The sequence below is a fragment of the Streptosporangium longisporum genome, from assembly GCF_039534895.1.
Classification (GTDB): domain Bacteria; phylum Actinomycetota; class Actinomycetes; order Streptosporangiales; family Streptosporangiaceae; genus Streptosporangium; species Streptosporangium longisporum.
In genome coordinates, this window is the sequence record NZ_BAAAWD010000007.1 from 453,769 (window position 1) to 472,342 (window position 18,574).

At 73.5% G+C, this 18,574-nt stretch carries 18 protein-coding genes; 9 read left to right on the forward strand and 9 right to left on the reverse strand.

What is annotated here, in order from left to right:
- Position 1 precedes the first annotated feature (1 nt).
- The 4 genes from ABD832_RS14945 (at position 2) to ABD832_RS14960 (ending at position 4,015) form a co-directional block, all read left to right on the forward strand.
- Positions 2–1,387, forward strand: a complete 1,386-nt coding sequence (locus ABD832_RS14945) for an MFS transporter (protein ID WP_344894583.1) — start codon at positions 2–4, stop codon at positions 1,385–1,387.
- 276 nt (positions 1,388–1,663) lie between these two features.
- Positions 1,664–2,014, forward strand: a complete 351-nt coding sequence (locus ABD832_RS14950; protein ID WP_344894586.1) for a YciI family protein — start codon at positions 1,664–1,666, stop codon at positions 2,012–2,014.
- 13 nt (positions 2,015–2,027) lie between these two features.
- Positions 2,028–3,314, forward strand: coding sequence for an RNA polymerase sigma factor (locus ABD832_RS14955; RefSeq protein WP_344894589.1), 1,287 nt, complete (start codon positions 2,028–2,030; stop codon positions 3,312–3,314).
- A 68-nt stretch (positions 3,315–3,382) separates the two neighbouring features.
- Complete coding sequence (locus ABD832_RS14960) at positions 3,383–4,015, forward strand: maleylpyruvate isomerase family mycothiol-dependent enzyme (protein WP_344894592.1); 633 nt, start codon at positions 3,383–3,385, stop codon at positions 4,013–4,015.
- Positions 4,016–4,116: 101 nt separating this feature from the next.
- Here ABD832_RS14960 and ABD832_RS14965 read toward each other — a convergent pair whose 3' ends face one another.
- The 8 genes from ABD832_RS14965 to ABD832_RS15000 form a co-directional block, all read right to left on the reverse strand.
- Entirely contained in the window at positions 4,117–4,752 is a 636-nt protein-coding gene (locus ABD832_RS14965; protein WP_344894595.1) for an MBL fold metallo-hydrolase, read from the reverse strand.
- Between the two features lie 122 nt (positions 4,753–4,874).
- Positions 4,875–5,981, reverse strand: coding sequence for a LacI family DNA-binding transcriptional regulator (locus ABD832_RS14970; RefSeq protein ID WP_413224187.1), 1,107 nt, complete (start codon positions 5,979–5,981; stop codon positions 4,875–4,877).
- A 55-nt stretch (positions 5,982–6,036) separates the two neighbouring features.
- A complete protein-coding gene (locus ABD832_RS14975) occupies positions 6,037–6,843 on the reverse strand; it encodes an IclR family transcriptional regulator domain-containing protein (RefSeq protein ID WP_344894598.1) in 807 nt (268 codons plus the stop codon).
- Positions 6,827–7,294 carry a 4-carboxymuconolactone decarboxylase gene (gene pcaC, locus ABD832_RS14980; protein WP_413224186.1) on the reverse strand — a complete coding sequence of 156 codons (468 nt, stop codon included), beginning with the start codon at positions 7,292–7,294 and terminating at the stop codon, positions 6,827–6,829. Before pcaC ends, ABD832_RS14975 begins: the two co-directional genes overlap by 17 nt.
- Entirely contained in the window at positions 7,291–8,661 is a 1,371-nt protein-coding gene (gene pcaB, locus ABD832_RS14985) for a 3-carboxy-cis,cis-muconate cycloisomerase (RefSeq protein ID WP_344894601.1), read from the reverse strand. The genes pcaC and pcaB overlap by 4 nt, the downstream gene beginning before the upstream one ends.
- Positions 8,662–8,848: 187 nt before the next feature.
- The gene (locus ABD832_RS14990; RefSeq protein WP_344894604.1) at positions 8,849–10,030 is read right to left on the reverse strand and encodes a thiolase family protein; all 1,182 of its coding nucleotides are present in this window, start codon (positions 10,028–10,030) and stop codon (positions 8,849–8,851) included.
- Positions 10,027–10,776 carry a CoA-transferase subunit beta gene (locus tag ABD832_RS14995; protein ID WP_344895971.1) on the reverse strand — a complete coding sequence of 250 codons (750 nt, stop codon included), beginning with the start codon at positions 10,774–10,776 and terminating at the stop codon, positions 10,027–10,029. The genes ABD832_RS14990 and ABD832_RS14995 overlap by 4 nt, the downstream gene beginning before the upstream one ends.
- 35 nt (positions 10,777–10,811) lie before the next feature.
- A complete protein-coding gene (locus ABD832_RS15000; RefSeq protein WP_344894607.1) occupies positions 10,812–11,612 on the reverse strand; it encodes a CoA transferase subunit A in 801 nt (266 codons plus the stop codon).
- 315 nt (positions 11,613–11,927) lie between these two features.
- Here ABD832_RS15000 and ABD832_RS15005 point away from each other — a divergent pair, with 315 nt between their 5' ends.
- The 3 genes from ABD832_RS15005 (at position 11,928) to ABD832_RS15015 (ending at position 15,658) form a co-directional block, all read left to right on the forward strand.
- On the forward strand, positions 11,928–13,034 hold the full coding sequence (locus tag ABD832_RS15005; RefSeq protein WP_344894610.1) for an epoxide hydrolase family protein: 1,107 nt from the start codon (positions 11,928–11,930) through the stop codon (positions 13,032–13,034).
- 313 nt (positions 13,035–13,347) lie between these two features.
- Positions 13,348–14,541: a CynX/NimT family MFS transporter gene (locus tag ABD832_RS15010; RefSeq protein WP_344895974.1), complete on the forward strand. Its 1,194-nt coding sequence runs from the start codon at positions 13,348–13,350 to the stop codon at positions 14,539–14,541.
- Positions 14,542–14,560: 19 nt separating this feature from the next.
- The gene (locus ABD832_RS15015) at positions 14,561–15,658 is read left to right on the forward strand and encodes a glycerophosphodiester phosphodiesterase (RefSeq protein ID WP_344894613.1); all 1,098 of its coding nucleotides are present in this window, start codon (positions 14,561–14,563) and stop codon (positions 15,656–15,658) included.
- Between the two features lie 145 nt (positions 15,659–15,803).
- Here ABD832_RS15015 and ABD832_RS15020 read toward each other — a convergent pair whose 3' ends face one another.
- Entirely contained in the window at positions 15,804–16,610 is an 807-nt protein-coding gene (locus ABD832_RS15020; RefSeq protein WP_344894616.1) for a CPBP family intramembrane glutamic endopeptidase, read from the reverse strand.
- Between the two features lie 124 nt (positions 16,611–16,734).
- On the opposite strand from ABD832_RS15020, the gene ABD832_RS15025 reads away from it, so the two are divergent.
- Positions 16,735–17,886: a sensor histidine kinase gene (locus tag ABD832_RS15025; protein ID WP_344894619.1), complete on the forward strand. Its 1,152-nt coding sequence runs from the start codon at positions 16,735–16,737 to the stop codon at positions 17,884–17,886.
- On the forward strand, positions 17,883–18,548 hold the full coding sequence (locus ABD832_RS15030) for a response regulator (RefSeq protein WP_344894622.1): 666 nt from the start codon (positions 17,883–17,885) through the stop codon (positions 18,546–18,548). The genes ABD832_RS15025 and ABD832_RS15030 overlap by 4 nt, the downstream gene beginning before the upstream one ends.
- The last annotated feature ends 26 nt before the right edge of the window (positions 18,549–18,574 follow it).

Here is an 18,574-nt window from a genome sequence, read left to right on the forward strand (position 1 = left end):
CATGACGGTGGAAGAACGTGACACGCAGGCGGTGGACGAACGCGGCGCGACCTACACGGAGGTCTTCGCGAGCCGGGAGTTCCGCATCCTCTTCGGAGGCTTCACCCTGCTGGTCGCGGGAGACCAGATCAAGATGCTGGCCCTGTCGGCGCTGGTCTACGCGCGGACCGGCTCGCCGGGGCTGTCGGCGGCGACGTACATGCTGGGATTCCTGCCCTACATCGTCGGCGGGACGTTCCTGCTCTCGCTGGCCGACCGGATCCGGCCACGTGCCCTGATGGTCGCCGGTGAGTGGGTCAGGGCCGTGACCTGCCTGCTGCTCGCCTTCACCGGGATGCCCGTCTGGGCGATGCTGGCCCTGGTCCTGGTCACCGGCCTGTTCTCCCCGGTCTTCGGGGCGGCGCGGACGGCCCTGCTGCCGGACCTGCTGCCCGGTGACGCGTTCGTGCTGGGCAGGTCCGTGCTGAACGTGACGGCCGCCGGAGCCCAGATCGGCGGCCTGGCCGCGGGCGGCGCCGTCCTCGCCGTCACCGGTCCGGCCGGGGCACTGGCCGTCACCGCCGCGCTGTCCGTCGTGGCCGCCGTGGTGCTGCGCTACGGCATGCCCGACTTCCCCGCCCGGAACGCCGGTCCCGCCGGAAGGCGTACGCGCGAGGACGGCCCGCCCGCCGGGGAGACCGAGGGCGACCCGCCCGGGGGAGAGCCGGGGGATGACGGACGGGTGGAGGCGTACCCGGAAGGTCGTCGGCACGCGGGGACGCCCACGGAGGGCGACGAGCAGGCGGGCATGCCCGCGAGGGGCGGCGCCGTGCGGGAGACGCTGCGGGTCAACCGGCTCCTGCTGGCGGACGCGCGGGTACGCGGCCTGCTCCTCGCGCAGTGGCTGCCGGTCTCGATCGTGGCAGGTGCCGAGGCGATGCTCATCCCCTACCTGGGGAACGAGGCCGGGTTCGCGCTCGCCGCCGCCTCGGTGGGCATGGCGCTCGGGAGTCTCGCCGTCGGCCGGCTGGTCTCGCCCGCGGGCAGGGAGCGCCTCGCGTTCCCCCTCGCGGTGGTGACGGGCCTTCCCCTCCTGGTGTTCGCCCTCCGGCCGGGGCTGGTGGGAGCCGCCCTGCTCGTGCTGCTCACCACGGCGGCGCTGTCCGCCTTCGAGCTGGGGTTGCAGCGGTGGTTCGTGGAGGCGGTGCCGGAGGCGATCAGGGGGCAGTCCTTCGGCCTGGCGTCGGCGGGGATGATGACCGGCCAGGCCCTGGGGGCCGCCCTGGTCGGCGTGGCCGCCGAGCTGACCTCTCCGCCGACGGCCGTCGTCATCGCGGGAGCGGCCGCCTGCGCCTGCTCGCTCGCCCTGCACCGATCACTCAGGGCCGTCGGGCGACGGCCCGCGTGACACCGCCTCACCCGGAGACGGGACGCGGGCCGGTGATCGCCCGATCCGGCGAGCACGCTCCCACGTCGTGCGCGGCGCTCCCGGAGGGGCACCGCCCGCAGACGCGGCGCTCCCGGAGGGGCGCCGTCCGCAGACCGCGTAACCTTCCTTGACCCGGTCGCCGGGTGGGTCCGGGAGGAAATCTCCCGGGTGCTGTCGATGCGGCCGGGTCCCATTCGTCGTCATGGTGTGCGGCGGCCCGCCGCGAGAAGACCGCAGGATCCGGAGGAACCGGCCATGAAGTACATGCTGCTGATCAACAGTGGTGCGACCGACGCGGAGGGCGGGGCCGCGGAGTGCACCGTCGAGGACTGGACGGCCTACGACAAGGCCGTCCAGGACGCGGGGATCTACGTCTCGGGGGAGTCGCTGGCGGACCTGGTCACCGCCACGACGGTCCGAGTGGGGGCCGACGGCGAGCGGACCGTGACCGACGGGCCGTTCGCCGAGACCCGCGAGGTGCTCGGCGGCTTCTACGTCATCGACGTGCCGGACCTCGACGCCGCGCTCGACTGGGCGGCCCGCTGTCCCGGCGCGGGCGGCAACGGATCGGTCGTGGTACGGCCGGTCGCCGACTTCGGGGCCTGACGGGGTGACGGGGATGACGGAGCGGACGACCGGCACCGGTACGGACGAGGCCGTGGAGTCGGTGTTCCGCGAGGAACACGGCCGGCTGCTCGCCTCCCTCGTCCACCGTTTCGGTGACCTCGACCTGGCCGAGGAGGTCGCCGCCGAGGCGATCGAGGCCGCGCTGGTGCACTGGCCGGAGCGGGGCGTCCCGGACAGGCCCGGCGCCTGGCTGCTGACGACGGCCCGGCGCAAGGCCGTCGACCGGCTGCGGCGTGACCAGGCGTACGCGGCCCGGCTCGCCGTCCTGCAGGTGGAGGCCGACCGGACGCCCCCGGCCCCGCCCGCGGGCGAGGACGCCGACCTCCCGGACGAGCGGCTGCAGCTGTTCTTCACCTGTGCCCACCCCGCGCTGCCGGCCGAGGTCCGCGGCGCGCTGACGCTGCGCTGCCTGGCGGGACTGACCACGCCCCAGGTCGCGCGGGCCTTCCTCGTCCCCCCGGCGACGATGGCGCAGCGGATCGTACGGGCGAAGAAGAAGATCCGCGAGGCCCGGATCCCCTTCAGGGTGCCGGGCGCCGGCGAACTGCCCGCCCGCCTGCCGGGTGTGCTCCAGGTCCTTTACTCGATCTTCACCGAGGGGTACGCGGCCAGCGTCGGTCCCCGGTTGCAGCGGCTCGACCTGGCCGAGGAGGCCCTCCGGCTGGCGCGGATCCTGCGCCGGCTGCTGCCCGCCGAGCGGGAGGTCGCAGGGCTGCTCGGGCTCATGCTGCTGGTCCACGCGCGGCGCGACGCCCGCACCGGGCCGGACGGCGGCCTCGTGCTGCTCGAGGACCAGGACCGCGGCCTCTGGGACCGGACGATGATCGAGGAAGGGCTGGCCCTGGTGCCCTTCGCGCTGACCGGCGGCCCGCCCGGCCCGTACGGCGTGCAGGCCGCGATCGCCGCCCTGCACGACGAGGCGGCGGACCTGTGGACCACGGACTGGCCGCAGATCGTGGCGCTCTACGGGGTGCTGCTCATCCTCGCGCCGTCCCCGGTCGTCGCCCTGAACCACGCCGCCGCGGTGGCGATGCGCGACGGCCCGGAGGCCGGGCTGGCACTGCTGGAGAACCTGGCCGGCGAGGAGCGGTTGCGCGGTCACCACCCCTACCCGATGGCACGGGCGGACCTGCTGCAACGGCTCGGCCGGTTTCCCGAGGCCGCCGCGGCCTACCGGGAGGCGCTCGCCCTGGCCGGTACCGAACCCGAACGCGCCCACCTGCGGCGCAGGCTGAGCGCGGTCGAACCGGCCAGCCCGGACACCGGGACCGGCGCGTGACGGCACGCGTCGCCTCGCCCGCTCTTCGACCCCGTACCCGTAGTACCCGAACGAGGAGAACGACAGACATGGACCGCGACCAGGTTCTCGCATGGGTGAAGGCCGAACGGCTCAGCTTCGCCGACCTTCTCGACGACCTCGACGACCACGAATGGGCGGTTCCCTCCCTCTGTACCGGCTGGACGGTGCGTGACGTGGCCGCGCACCTGACGCTGTCCACCCGCGCCACCCTCCTCGGGACGATCAGGAGCGCGATCCGGGCACGCGGCGACTTCGACCGCATGGAGGACACCAAGGCACGGGAGAGGGCGCTCGCCTTCGAGCCCGCGGAGCTCATCGCGCAGATCCGCGAGACGGCCGGCTCGGCCCGCCGCGCCCCCCTGTCCAGCCCGGTGGACCCGCTCGTCGACGCGCTGGTCCACGGGCAGGACATCGCACGGCCCCTCGGACGCGTACGGGAGATGCCCCTGCGGCCCGCGGTCACGGCGATCGAGCACGTCATGGCCAGCATGTTCTACGGTGCCCGCAAGCGCCTCGCGGGCACGAGGCTGGTGGCCACGGACCTGGAGTGGTCCGCGGGCGAGGGGCCCGACGAGGTACGGGGGAAGGTGTGCGACCTGCTCCTCCTGGCGACCGGCCGCCCGGCCGGGCTCGCCGGGGTCTCGGGACCGGGGGCCGAACGGATCGCGGCGGCACTGTAGGACCGAGCGGATCCAGGCGGCGCGGTGGGACCGAGCGGATCGCGGCGGTGTGGGACCGAATGGATCGCCGCGGCGCTGTGGGGCCGAACCGATCCCGGCGGTCAGATCTCGACGCTCTCGCCGGGCACCAGTCGCCGGACGTCGGCGTCCAGGCGTTCGGCCTCGGCGGCGAGCACGCTCTCCAGCACCTGGACCCCCCACTCGTTGATCAGCCCGTCATGGATCGCGTACGCGCGCCGGGGGGCGATCGCCCGCAGATAGGCGATCATGTCCGGCACGGTCATCCAGGGAGCCTGGCCGGGCAGCAGCAGCGTCGGCACCTCGATCGCGGTCAGCGCGTCACCGGGATGGAGGACCTCGCCGTCGAGGACGAACCCGATGTTGTCGACCGGTGGCACGTCGGGATGGCTGAAGTGGTGCTTGTCCCCCACGACCGACACCTCGAAGCCCGCGATCGGCAGCACGTCCCCCTCCTGGGCCACGTGCACGCGGTCACCGAGCCACTCCAGGTGCCGGGCCACGCCGGGGCAGGTGTACACGACCAGGCCCGGATCGGCGGTGGCGGCCGCGCGCAGGCGATCGGGCTCGAAGTGGTCGAAGTGCTCGTGGGTGATGAGCACGGCCTCCACGCCGGTCAGGGCGTCGGCCTCCGGGGTCATCGCGCCGGGGTCGATGACCAGGGCCCGTCCGTTCTTCTCCAGCCGCACGCAGGCGTGTCCGAACTTGGTGATTCTCATGTGTCTCATACTGGGCGCCACGGGGTGACCCCCCGTCCGGATCCGCCACGGGCGAACGTTCCCCGTGGGCCGGAACGGCGGGTCAGGGCCGGTCAGGGCAGGTCCGGACTCAACGGGACCGGTCAGGGCGGGAGCTCTCCGGATCCGCGGGGGATGAGCCGGGTCGGCAGCTCGATCCGCTCGGGGGCGCCGCGGTCGCCGGACAGGCGGCGGAAGAGCAGCTCGGCGGAGGTCCTGCCGAGCCCGGCCGGATCCTGGGCCACCACGGTCACGCCGGGGACCAGCAGGTCGGCCAGCTCGAAGTCGTCGAAGCCCACCAGGGCCTGGCGGTGCCCGGCGCGCAGCACCGCCACGGTGATCCGGCTGTTGCCGGTGAAGACCGCCGTGGGCGGGTCTCCACCGGAGAGCATCCGGGTCAGGGCGGCACCCGCCTCCTCGGCGGGGCCGGTCGAGACCAGCGACTCCTCGAAGGGCAGGCCGGCCTCCTCAAGTGCGCGGCGGTAGCCCCGCAGTCGTTCGCCCGAGGTGAAGATGGACGCCCTGTCGCCGACGAAGGCGACGCGCCGGTGCCCGTGCCGGATCAGGTGGCTCACCCCGGCGTACGCGCCCCCGGCGTTGTCGCACAGGACGGTGTCGCACGAGACGGCGCCGCCCGAGACGCCCGGGACGTCGTGACCGGGGCCGGAACCGGGGTCGTGACCGGGGGCGGAGCCGGGGCCGGGGGTCGTGCCGTACGCGGTGCCGTACGGGGCGGTGCCCGGTCCTCCCGGCCGGTCGGCGAAGACCGCGGCGATGCCCGCGTCCAGCTCGGGACGGAGGTAGTCGTGGTCGGTCCCGGAGGGCACGATGATCAGGCCGTCCACCCGGCGGGAGCAGAAGGTGAGGATCAGCTCCCGCTCGCGCAGCGGATCCTCCCCGGAGGAGCCGCTCAGCACCAGAGAGCCGTGCCGCAGGGCCACCTCCTCGACCGCGCGGCCGAACACCGAGTAGAACGGGTCCGCCACGTCCTCGATCACCAGGCCGATGCTGGACGTACTGCCCCGGCGCAGGACGCGGGCGCTCTCGTTGGGCCGGTAACCGAGCCGCTCGATGGCGGCGGAGACCCGTTCCGCGGTGGCCGGGGTGACCCCCGGTTCGTCGTTGACGACCCGGGAGACGGTCTTCAGCGCCACCCCGGCCGCCTCCGCGACGTCCTTCATGGTGGGACGTCCCCGCGCACTCTGTGTCACGTCTCGATCATCACCTAGGTTCGCCGTACCGACAACGTTGTCACCGGGTCGCCGGTCAGCGGCGCGAGGAGACGCCGCCACCGGCACCGGTGGCGTGCAGGTCGGCCTCCACCCGCGCGACGGTGGCCAGCAGCGGGGGCAGCAGGTGGCGGCGGGCCGAGTCGGTGGTCGTACGGCTGGCGTGCGAGGAGATGTTGATCGCGGCGGTCACCCGCCCCGACCGCTCCCTGACCGGCGCCGCGATCGAGCGCAGGCCCTCCTCCAGCTCCTGGTCGACCATGGCCCAGCCCTGGGCGCGGACCCGTTCCAGCTCCGCCCGGAGCGCGGCGGTCGAGGTGACCGTCCTGGCGGTGATCCTGCGCAGCTCGACGCGGCCGAGGTAGGCGTCGAGGTCGTCCGGGGACAGCCCGGCCAGCAGCACCCTGCCCATCGAGGTGCAGTACGCCGGGAAGCGGGTGCCGATGCTGATGGTCACCCGCATGATCCTGCTCGTCGCCACCCGGGCCACGTAGACGACGTCCTCGCCGTCGAGCACCGCCACCGACGCCGACTCGTGCACCTCGGCGACGAGCCGTTCCAGATGCGGCTCGGCCACCTCGGGCAGCGAGAGGCTGGACAGGTAGGCGTACCCGAGGTCCAGGACGCGGGGGGAGAGCGCGAACAGCCGCCCGTCGGTCCTGACGTAGCCGAGGTCGACGAGCGTCAGCAGGAAGCGCCGGGCCGCCGCCCTGGTCAGGTCGGTGGCACGGGCGACCTCGCTGAGCGTCAGCTCGGGGCTCGTGGCGCTGAACGCCCTGATCACGGAGAGGCCGCGGGCCAGCGACTGCACGTGGTCGGAGCCGCGGTCAACCGGTTCGATCATTCCCGTCCTCCTCGTCCCGGCCGGACTCCAGTGCCGCCCGCGCGACCGCGAACGCCCTGTTGGCCGCGGGCACGCCCGCGTAGATCGCGGTCTGCAGCAGCACCTCCTTGATCTCCTCCTCGGTCAGGCCGATCCGCAGCGCCGCCCGTACGTGCATGCCCAGCTCGTGCTCGTGCCCGAGCGCGGCGAGCATGGCCAGCGTGATGCAGCTCCGGGTACGCCGGTCCAGGCCGGGACGGGTCCAGATCTCCCCCCACGCGTAGGTGGTGATGAACTCCTGGAAGTCCGCGGTGAACGGTGTGCTCTCCGCGACGGCGCGGTCCACGTGCTCGTCGCCCAGGACGGCCCGGCGCGTCGCGTCCCCGGCCTCCCATCGGTCCCGGCCGGTGCCGGTGCCCGTGCTTGCGTCCGCACTCGTGCCGGTGCCCGTGTCGGCCCGTCTCGCGTTCATGGTCCTGCTCCCGTGCCGTTGTGGTGGGCGGCGAGCGCCCGGTCGACGAAGGTGTCGGCGGACCCCAGGGCGCCCGCGGGGTCGAGGGCCGCGTCGATCTCCTCGGCGCTCAGCGCGATGCCGGGGGCGGCGAGCAGCGCCTCGCGCAGGGACAGGCCCTCGTCCACGGCGCGCGCGCAGGCGGCGTCCACCGCCTGTCGGGCCCCCGGGGTGCCGCCGAGCCCGGCCACGACCCGCTCGGCCATGGGCAGCCCCCGGGTCAGGTCGAGGTTGGCGCGCATCCGGCCCGCGTCCACGGTCAGCCCCTCCAGCACCTCGCGGAGCCAGGCGGCGGCGCTGCCGGTGAGCCGGAGCAGCTCGCCCAGCGTCTCCCACTCGGCCTGCCAGGGACCGGCCGCGCGCTCGTGCTCGGCCACCATGCCACCGAGGATCGAGGCGACCAGCCCCGGGATCCGCTGCACGCAGGCGAGCACCGACATCGAGCCCACCGGGTTGCGCTTGTGCGGCATCGCACTGGAGGTGCCCCGTCCCGGCCCGGTGGGCTCGGCCACCTCCGCCACCTCGGTCTGGGCGAGCAGCTTCACATCGTTCGCGATCTTGGCGAGGGTCCCGGCGGAGACGCCGAGCGCGCAGGCCAGCCGGGCCACCGGGCCCCGGTCGGTGTGCCAGGGAACGACCGTCTCGGCCAGCCCCAGCTCGGCCGCGAGCAGCGGCGGCACCTCGTGGCCCCGGTCGCCCAGCACCGACAGGGTGCCGGCCGCGCCGCCGTACTGGACCGGCAGCGGCACCCGGGTCAGACCGGTCCGGGCGCCGTCCAGCGCGCTCAGCCAGAGCGCCGCCTTCAGCCCGAACGTGATCGGTACGGCGTGCTGCAGCACGGTCCGCCCGATCATGACGGTGCCGCGGTGCCCGGCGGCCAGGCGCGCGCACGCGCCGGCGCAGGCGGACAGATCCTCCAGGATCGGTTCCAGGGCACGGCGGGCGAGGAGCATCGCCGCGGTGTCGTTGACGTCCTGGCTGGTGGCGCCGTAGTGGACGAAACGTCGCAGGCCGGGGTCGACCCGCTCGCGCAGGGCGGCGACCAGCGGGATGACGGGGTTGCCGGTCCGCGCGGCCGCGCGTCCCAGCTCGGCCGGGTCGTAGAGCCCGGGACGGCAGGCGGCGGCCAGCGCCGCGGGCACCTCGGCGGGGACCAGGCCGATCCGCGCCTGCGCGACGGCCAGCGCGGCCTCGACGTCCAGCATGGCGGCCAGCCAGGCGGCGTCCGACACCTGCTCCGCGGCCCCGCCCCTGGCGGTCGTCCCGGAGAACAGCCCGCCCCCCGGGGACGCCGGAGGGAACGGCCCGTCGTTCGCCGGAGGACTCATGTCCACCTCCGCGTGCTCTGCGGCACCGGTGTCTCCGGAGCCGGTCGTGCGCCTGCCGTCCGTGTACCCGATCGTCGCGTACCGGCCGCCTGTGCACCCGATCGCCGCATACCGGCCGACGTCCCGGAGCGGTCCGCGGTCGTCGCGGTGCGACGGGTCACGGCCGTGCGCGGTGTGCCGTGGCCGTTCAGGACCCGTTCCCCTCCAGGACCACGGCCAGTCCCTGGCCGACGCCGATGCAGATGGCCGCCAGACCGTACCCGCCGCCCCTGCGGTGCAGCTCGTGGGCGAGGGTGCCCAGGATGCGCGCGCCCGAGGAGCCCAGCGGGTGGCCGAGCGCGATCGCGCCGCCGTTCACGTTGACGATCTCCGGATCGAGGTCGGGCCACTCGGCCAGGCACGCCAGCGACTGGGAGGCGAACGCCTCGTTGAGCTCCACCACGCTCAGGTCGCCCCAGCCGATACCGGCCCGCTTGAGCGCCGTGCGGGCGGCCTCGACCGGGCCGATGCCGAACAGCTGCGGCTCCACGCCGACCACCGCGCGCGAGACGATCCGCGCCAGCGGGGTCCGTCCCGCCCGCGCCGCCCCGGCCTCGTCGCCCAGCAGCAGCGCGGTGGCGCCGTCGTTCAGCGGGGAGGAGTTGCCCGCGGTGACGGTGCCGCCCGCGCGGAAGACCGGCTTGAGCCGGGCGAGCGACTCCTCGGTCGAGTCGGCCCTGATCGACTCGTCGTGGTCGAGGGCGTCGAGCGGGGCGAGCTCACCGGCGAAGACGCCACGCTCCCGGGCCGCGGCCGCGCGCCGGTGACTGCGCAGCGCGAACCGGTCCTGGGCCTCGCGGCCGATGCCGTAGCGGTCGGCGAGGATCTCGGCACCCTCGCCGAGCGCGACCGTCCACTCCTCGGGCATCCGGGGGTTGACCATGCGCCAGCCCAGCGACGTGTCGTGCAGGGTTTGGGGCCCCCGGTCGAAGGCGCGGGCCGGCTTGGGCATCACCCACGGCGCCCGGCTCATCGACTCCGAGCCCCCGGCGATCACCAGGGACGCGTCGCCCACGGCCACCGCGCGGCAGGCCGCGACGGCCGCCTCCATGCCGGAGCCGCAGAGCCGGTTGAGGGTGGTCCCGGGCACCGTGACCGGCAGCCCGGCGAGCAGCACCGCCATCCGCGCGACGTCGCGGTTGTCCTCGCCCGCGCCGTTGGCCGCGCCGAAGAACACGTCCTCGATCGCGGCGGGGTCCAGGGCGGGGGAGCGGTCCACGAGGGCCCGGACGACGTGCGCGGCCAGGTCGTCCGGCCGGACGCCGGCCAGCGCGCCGCCGTGCCGGCCGATCGGGGTGCGGACCGCGTCGAGGATGTGGACGTCGTTCATGATCGGTCACTCCTGTCCGAGGGATGCCGTCCGGTGAGCGCGCGCAGCGCGTCGAGTTCCGCGGCGGACGGGGCCGCGGTCTCGCGCAGGCCGGGGGCGGCCTCGAGGTCCCAGCCGGTGGCGGCGCGGGCGGCCTCCAGGGTGACGCCGGGGTGCAGGTGGGTGAGGACCAGCTCGCAGGTGCCCGGGTCGGGCTCCAGGATGCCCAGGTCGGTGATGACCGTACGCGGGCCGCTGCCGCGCAGGCCCAGGCGCTCGCGGTCACCCGGCCCCGAGCCGAAGCCCACCGAGGTGACGAAGTCCACCCGTTCGACGAACGCGCGCCGGCTCTGCCGCACGATCACCGTCACCTCGCGGCAGGACGCGGCGATCTCCGGGGCCCCGCCCGCGCCGGGAAGGCGGACCTTGGGGTCGTCGTACGGGCCGATCACGGTCGTGTTGATGTTGGCGAACCGGTCGATCTGGGCGGCGCCCAGGAAGCCGACGTCGATGCGGCCCGGCTGGAGCCAGTAGTTGAAGATCTCCGGCACGCTGACGACGGCGTCCGCGGTCTCGGCCAGCACGCCGTCCCCGATGGACAGCGGCGGCCGGTCCGGCTTGGCGCCGATGGTGCCGGACTCGTAGATCAGGACCAGGCCGGGGGCGTGCGTGCGGCGGGCGAGGTTGGCGGCGGTGCTGGGCAGGCCGATGCCGACGAAGCAGCACGCGCCGTCGCCCAGGCGCCGGGCCGCGGCCACCGTCATCATCTCGTCGGAGGTGTACGCGTCGGCGGTGGAGGATGTCACAGCACGTGCTCCCTCATCCAGGCCGCGAACGTCTCCCGGTCGCGGCTGATCTCGTCCCAGGCGAGGTAGAAGTCGTTGTCGCGGCTGGAGTACCCGGCGCTGTAGGACGGGTGCGAGCCGCCGGGCACCTCGCAGACGCGGGTGATCGCCCAGCCCGGCAGCACGATCGCGCCCGGCCGCGGCTCCAGCTCCTCGACGATCTCCTCGACGGTGACCAGCGAGCGGCGGGCGGCCAGGACGGCCTCCTTCTGCACGCCGGTGATGCCCCACAGCTGCACGTTGCCCTGACGGTCGGCGCGCTGGGCGTGCACCACCGCCACGTCGGGGTTGATCGCGGGGACGGCGGTCAGCTCCTCGCCGGTGAACGGGCAGGTGATGGGCTTGATGTTCGCGGTCCTGCCGGGCAGGTCGGTGCCCCGGTAGCCGCGCAGCACCGCGAAGGGGAGCCCGGAGGCCCCGGCGACGTAGGCGTTGGCGATGCCGGCGTGGCTGTGCTCCTCGATCTCCAGCGGGCCGGGCCAGCGGTTCTGCACGGCGTCGCGGAAGCGGTGCAGCGACCCCACCCCGGGGTTGCCGCCCCAGGAGAAGACGAGCCTGCGGGCACAGCCCATCCCGATGAGCTGGTCGTAGATCAGGTCCGGGGTCATCCTGATCAGCGTCAGGTCGCGGCGTCCCTGCCTGATGATCTCGTGGCCGGCCGCGTAGGGGATGAGGTGGGTGAACCCCTCCATCGCCACGCTGTCGCCGTCGTGCACGAGGTCGGCCACCGCCTCGGCGAGCGGAACCACCGTGGCCATTGATCCCCTCCCGATGTTCGCCATGCGAACGGATGTTCTTCCATCGAACATATCCGGCACGCCTCCGGACGGTCAACCCGGCCGGGGCCGTACGGGCGACGGGGTGCGCAGGCTCGGCCGGTGCGGGATCGCCGGTGGTCGGTGGTCGAGGGCCGGGCGGGTTCTCTCGGGCGGTAGGCGCCTTTCCCGGTGGAGTCTCCGGGGATGAGCCCGAACAAATCGTTGGTGTCACCAATGGTTATGGTATCGTCCGGACATCAAACGTTGGCCACGCCAACGTTTGGACACCGAACGCGTTCCCCTGGAGTCACGACCATGATCAAGCCGTTCCGCATCGACATCCCCCAGGCCGACCTCGACGACCTGGCCGACCGGCTCTCCCGCACCCGCTGGCCCAACGAGGTCGCCGACGCCGGGTGGGACTACGGTTTCCCGCTGGCGCGCCTGCGGGAACTGGCCGAGTACTGGCGCACCGGCTACGACTGGCGCGAGCACGAGGCCAGGCTCAACGAGCTTCCGCACTTCACCACCGAGATCGACGGCCAGAACATCCACTTCGTCCACGTCCGGTCCTCGAACCCGGACGCGCTCGCGCTGGTCCTCACCCACGGATGGCCCGGTTCGTTCCTGGAGTTCCTCGACGTGATCGAACCGCTCTCGCGTGACTTCCACCTGGTGATCCCCTCCATCCCCGGGTACGGCTTCTCCGGGCCGACCCACGAGCGCGGCTGGGACATCGTCCGGGTCGCGCGGGCCTGGGCCGAGCTGATGCGTCGTCTCGGGTACGAGCGTTACGGCGCGCAGGGAGGTGACTTCGGCTCGGGTATCTCGATGGCGCTCGGCGCCGTGGCACCCGAGCGGGTCGCCGGGGTGCACGTCAACTACCTGCCGACCCGGCCGGTCCCGGACGCCGGCATCGAGCTGTCCGAAACGGACGAGGCGCGGCTGGACAAGGTCAGGCAGCTGATGACGAGCCGTCCGCCGTACCAGGCCCTGCAGGCCACCACCCCGCAGACCATCGGCTACGCGCTGACCGACTCGCCGGTGGGCCAGCTGGCCTGGATCGCCGAGCGCTTCGCGCAGTGGACGGACCCTCGGTCGCCGATCGACGACGAGCGGATGCTCACCGACATCTCGCTGTACTGGCTGACCGCAACCGCGGCCTCCTCGGCCCGGCTGCACCGCGAGGCCCCGCGGCGGATCGAGCCGTGCCCGGTACCGGTCGGCGTGGCGGTGTTCGCGCACGACATCACGCAGTCGGTACGGCCGCTGGCCGAGCGGTTGTACGACGTCAGGCACTGGTCGGAGTTCGAGCGCGGCGGCCACTTCGCCGCGATGGAGGTGCCGGAGCTGCTCGCCGAGGACGTCCGGGCCTTCTTCCTCGCCCGCGTCACGTCCGACCTCCCGGACGCCACCCGCTGACAGGCCTGCGAGACCGTCGCCCGGAGAACCGGCCCCGGCCGCATCCGGTCCCCGCGACCGGGCCGCTCCTGAATCGATCCCGGCCACCCTCGATCCCCCACGGCCGGGCCGCGTCGGACCCACCCCTGAACCGATCCCGGCCACACTCGGTTCCCACGGCCGGAGCGCGTCGGGCCCACCCCTGAACCGATCCCGGCCACACCCGGTCCCCGCCGCCGGGCCGCGTCGGACCTACCCTTCGCCCGGTCGGCCGGGAGCGCTGTGGGAGGGTGGGGCGGTGCTGAAAGGGGTGGATGTGTCGCGTTTGTCGCGAATGTCGTGGGCGGTGCTCGTCGCGGGATTCGTGCTGGCCTCGCTCAACCTGAGGCCCGCGCTGGCGGGGGTCTCCCCGGTGCTGGACGAGATCATGGACGACCTCGGGCTGAGCGCCGCCGGGGGAGGGGCGATCACCACGGTCATGGTGGCCTGCCTGGGCCTGCTCGGCCCGCTCGCGCCGCTGCTCGCGCGCCGCTTCGGCCTGGACCGCACGCTCCTGGCCGGGCTGCTGCTCGTGGCCGCCGGGGTGGTCCTGCGCGCCGCCGGAGGCGTCCCCGCCCTGTACGCGGGTGCGGCCGTCGCCGGTACGGCCATCGCCGTCATGAACGTCGTGATGCCCGGCGTGGTCAAGCAGCACTTCCCCGGCCGGGTCGGGCCGTTCACCGCGGTCTACGTCTCCGGCCTGGTGCTGGGCGCCGCCGCCGCGTCCGGGCTGGCGGTCCCGCTGGAGCGTGCCACCGGGTACGGCTGGCGCGAGGTGACCGCCATGGCCGCGATCCCGGCGCTGGCGGCCGCGGCGCTCTGGCTGCCCCAGGCGTTGCGCCGCCCCGCCCGCTCCGAGGCCACGCCCCGGCCGTTCGCCCTGCTGCTGCGCACCCGGGTGACCTGGTACGTCACCGTCTACATGGGCCTGCAGTCGCTGACCTTCTACATCATGCTGGCCTGGCTGCCGACGATCTTCAAGGACGCGGGCCTGCCCGCCGACCAGGCCGGGTACATGCTCAGCCTCACCAACCTGGCCCAGGTGGCGGCCACCCTCACCGTCCCCGTCCTGGCGGGCCGGGCACGCTCGCAGGTGGCCTACGTCACGGCCGCGACCGTGCTGACCGTGGCCGGATACCTCGGCGTGCTCCTCGCCCCGGCCACCCTGCCGTGGCTGTGGATGGTCGTCCTGGGGGTGGGACAGGGCGCCTCGATCGCGCTGGCCCTGCTCATCATCACGCTGCGCGCTCCCGACCCGGTCTCGGTGACCGCGCTGTCGGCCGTGGCCCAGTCCTTCGGGTACGTGCTGGCCGCCCTCGGCCCGCTCCTGGTCGGCGCGCTCCATCAGAGTTCGGGCGGCTGGACGCTGCCGCTGCTGGCCGGGCTGGGCGCGTGCGGCCTGCAACTGGTGGCCGGTTTCCTGGCGGGCCGCCCGATCGTAGCGCCCGTCCCGCTTTCTTCGCGCATCGTTGTTCCTCCGGCCACCTGAGTCTTCTACCGTCCTGGGCATGATCCGTAGGCTTCTGGCCGCGGCGCTGGCGGTCCTCGCGACCGGTACCGTCGCCGTTGTGCTGCAACGACCCGAACCCGTCTCCGCCGACCTCCGCGGACGCGCCCCCCTCGTCATCGGCCACCGCGGCGCCAGCGCGCACCGGCCCGAGCACACGCTGCTCTCGTACGAGGCCGCCATCGCGCTCGGCGCCGACTACATCGAACCCGACCTGGTCTCGACCAAGGACCACGTGCTCGTCGCCAGGCACGAGAACGAGATCGGCGGCACCACGGACGTCGAGAACCACCCCGAGTTCGCCGGTCGCCGTACGACCAAGACCATCGACGGCACCCCCGTCACCGGCTGGTTCACCGAGGACTTCACGCTCGCCGAGCTGAGGACCCTCCGGGCCGAGGAGCGCATCCCCGACCTGCGCCCCGACAACACCGCCTTCAACGGCCTCGCGCAGATCCCCACCTTCGACGAGGTCGTCCAGCTCGCGCGGCGCCACGGCGTGGGCGTCTACCCCGAGACCAAGCACCCGAGCTACTTCGACTCCATCGGCCTCTCCCTGGAGGAGCCGCTGCTGGAGGTGCTCGGACGGCACGGCTGGAACGGGCGGCGCGCCCCGGTCTTCATCCAGTCGTTCGAGACCGCCAACCTGCGCGAGCTGAGCAGGAAGACCAGGGTGCCGCTGATCCAGCTGATCACCGCCACCGGTTCCCCGTACGACTGGATCGCGGCCGGTGACCCGCGCACCTACGACACCATGGTCACCCCCGCCGGACTGCGCGAGGTCGCGGGCTACGCGGCCGGTATCGGCGTCGACACCCGGCGCCTCGTGCCCGTCGGCCCGGACGGCAGGCTCCTGCAGCCCACCACCCTCGTCAGGGACGCCCACCGGGCCGGTCTGAAGGTCCACACCTGGACGGTCAGGAACGAGAACGCCCAGCTCCCGGTGGACTTCCGGCTCGGCAACCCGGCCAGCCCGGCCTACCCGCGCGCCACCGGAGACGTGATGGGCTGGCTGGAGAAGCTCTACGGCCTCGGCCTGGACGGCGTCTTCGCCGACGACCCGGGAGTGGCCAGGGCCGTCCGGGAACGGGTGAGCTGACCCTCCCCTTTCGTTCCCCCTCCCACCCCCGGTCCCGCTGCTCCCACTCCCGGTCCCGCTGCTGCTCGGTCTCGCCGACGGCGCCGGGACCGGGGTGGTGGGCGATGGCCTGGGATCCCCCGCCCTGACACGGGTGGAGGAGATGTCATACACGGGAGTGGAGAGCCGCGTCGGCCGGGCGCGGGCTTGTGCGGGACCGGGGCAGGACGGCCAGCCCGACCAGGAAGAGGATGCAGGTCAGCAGGATGAGCTGCACGTCGTAGCGGAGGTCCTTGGTGGGCGTCAGCATGTTGCCGATGTGGAAGCCGGTGTGCACGCCGACCGCCATCCACACCGCGCCGCTGCGCGCCCGTGCGGCCGTGCAGGCGAAGCCCAGGGCGGTCGCCTGCACGACGTAGAGCAGTTTCTCGGCGACGCTGTCGGCCGGGCTCTGAGAGACGATGTGCAGGACACCGAAGCCCGCCGACACGACGAACAGGACCATGCGCGGCGAGAGGCGGCCCGAGAGCGTGTCGAACAGGTGCCCCCTCCAGAGCAGCTCCTCGGGGAACGCCTGGCCGAGAACGACGAACGCGACCGCGAGCGCGATGTAGGGCGGCGTGGGCGCCACCCCCTGCTCCCACGACGCCCAGGTGGCCACGCCCAGCGCCACCGAGAGCGCGTTCCCGGCGACCATCGGCACGACGCCGACGAGGATGCCGGCCGGCAGGTGCCACGCGGCCGACCAGGACCGTGTCAGCCGCACCCCCGACCAGCTCTGACGGCCCAGGTAATGGCGGATCGCGTACACCAGGGCGATCGAGGCGACCGTGATGCCGAGCATGCCCAGCGGTCTGTAGAGCGGGTTCGCCCGGTCCATCAGCAACGTGACGGGCAACGTGCCGGCCAGGACCTGGACGAACATGGCGGCCATCGTTATCGGTACGGCCCAGACGGGGTGAGTGGCTCTCATGGACGGCAACCCTAGGAACGGAAGCCGCGTGGCACATCGAGCGGCGGATAGAGACGACCATGACCACGGTCATGGTGCCTCTGGGGGGATCACCCGGGGGAGTCCGGCGGCCTAAGGTCGTGACATGCCGCGTTTGGACTGGCTCCGCGACGACGACCGGCCCTTCCTGTTCAGCGTCGTGTTCTGGAGCGTGCTCGTCGCCACCGCCGTCGCCCACGCGCTCTCTCCCAGCGGCCCGCTCGCCCGCGTGCTGACCGGGCTGAACCTCGCGCTGGTCGCGGGCCTGTGGCTGGTGCTGCCGTGGGACCTGTCACGGGGCCGCCACTTCGTGGCCCCGATGTTCCTGGTGGCCACCCTGCTGCTGGGGGCCACCGGCTCCAACGGCACCCACACGCTGCTCCCGCTCATCGCCGTCGCCAACCTCGCCTTCCTGTACGGCATGCGCGCCGCGTCGGTCATCCTGACGTCACTGGGGGTGTGCCTGTTCGCGGCCGTCCCGCTGCTCTTCGGCAAGCCCGTCCTCGACGGGCTGGCCCAGGTCGGGAAGATGGCGATGTTCTCCGTGTTCGTGCTGGGGATGGCCTCCTCCACGCTGGCCGCGCGCCGCAGCCGCGAGGAGACGCGGCGTCTGCTGGGACGGATCAGGGAGCTCGCGGTCGCCGAGGAGCGGGCCAGGATGGCCGCGGAGATGCACGACTCGATCGGGCACCACCTGACCGTGATCAAGATGGACCTGGAGAACGCCGAACGCTTCCGCGAGCGCCGCCCGGAGGCCGCCTGGGACGAGGTGCGCCATGCCAAGGAACTGACCGTCGAGGCGCTGACCGACGCCCGGCGCTGGGTGCGCGCGCTACGCCCGCTCGCCCTGGACGGCCGGGTCGGCAGCGCCGCGCTGGAACGGCTGGCCGCCTCGTTCGACGGCACCGGCATCACGGTCACCTTCGAGGTCGAGGGCACCGAGCACCGGCTGGAGGCCGATGTCGAGCTGGTGCTGTACCGGGTGCTGCAGGAGGGGCTGACCAACGCGCTGCGGCACTCCCGGGCGCTGCACGTGACCGTCAGGCTCGTCTTCGGCGAGGCGCGGATCGTGCTCGTGGTCACCGACGACGGCAAGGGCTCCGGCGAGGGCTCCAGGCGGGGGTTCGGGCTGACGTCGCTGACCGAGCGGGCCCGGGCCCTCGGCGGTACGCTGACCGGCGGGAACGCCCCCGAGGGCGGGTTCGCGTTACGGGCCGAGCTGCCGGTCGCGCCGGCCGGGGTGGGGAGGCGGTCATGAGCTCGATCAGGATCGTCCTGGTCGACGACCAGGTGCTGATGCGCCAGGGGCTGCGCAAGCTGCTGGAGGTCGAGCCCGGGATCGAGGTGGTGGGGGAGGCGGCCGACGGGGTGGAGGCGCTGCGGGTGGTGGCGGAGACCGACCCGGACGTGGCCCTGGTGGACGCGCGGATGCCCGGGATGGACGGGGTGGAGCTGATCGTCCGGCTCTCCGCCGAGCACCCGCGGGTGGCCGCGATCGTGCTCAGCACCTTCGACGAGGACGACTACATCTTCGGCGCGCTGCGCGGCGGTGCCCTCGGCTACCTGCTCAAGGACTGCTCACCCGAGGAACTGGTCTCGGCCGTCCACCGGGTCGGCCGGGGAGAGACGGTGCTCGGCGCACCGGTGGCCGCCAGGCTGGTCGCCGAGCTCCGGCACGCACCCGCGGCGGGCGGGGGGCCGCGGGCGGAGGACCTGCTGGCCGCCCGCTTCCGCGGACAGGAACTGCTCTCCACCCGCGAGGTCGAGGTGGCCAGGATGGTCGCCCAGGGAGCCGCCAACCGGGAGATCGCGGCCCGGCTGTTCATCACCGAGGGCACGGTCAAGAACCACGTCTCCAGCGTGCTGCGCAAGCTGGGCCTGCGCGACCGGATCCAGCTCGCCCTGCACCTCAAGGAGTGACGGTGACCGGATCCGGCTCGTCGTGT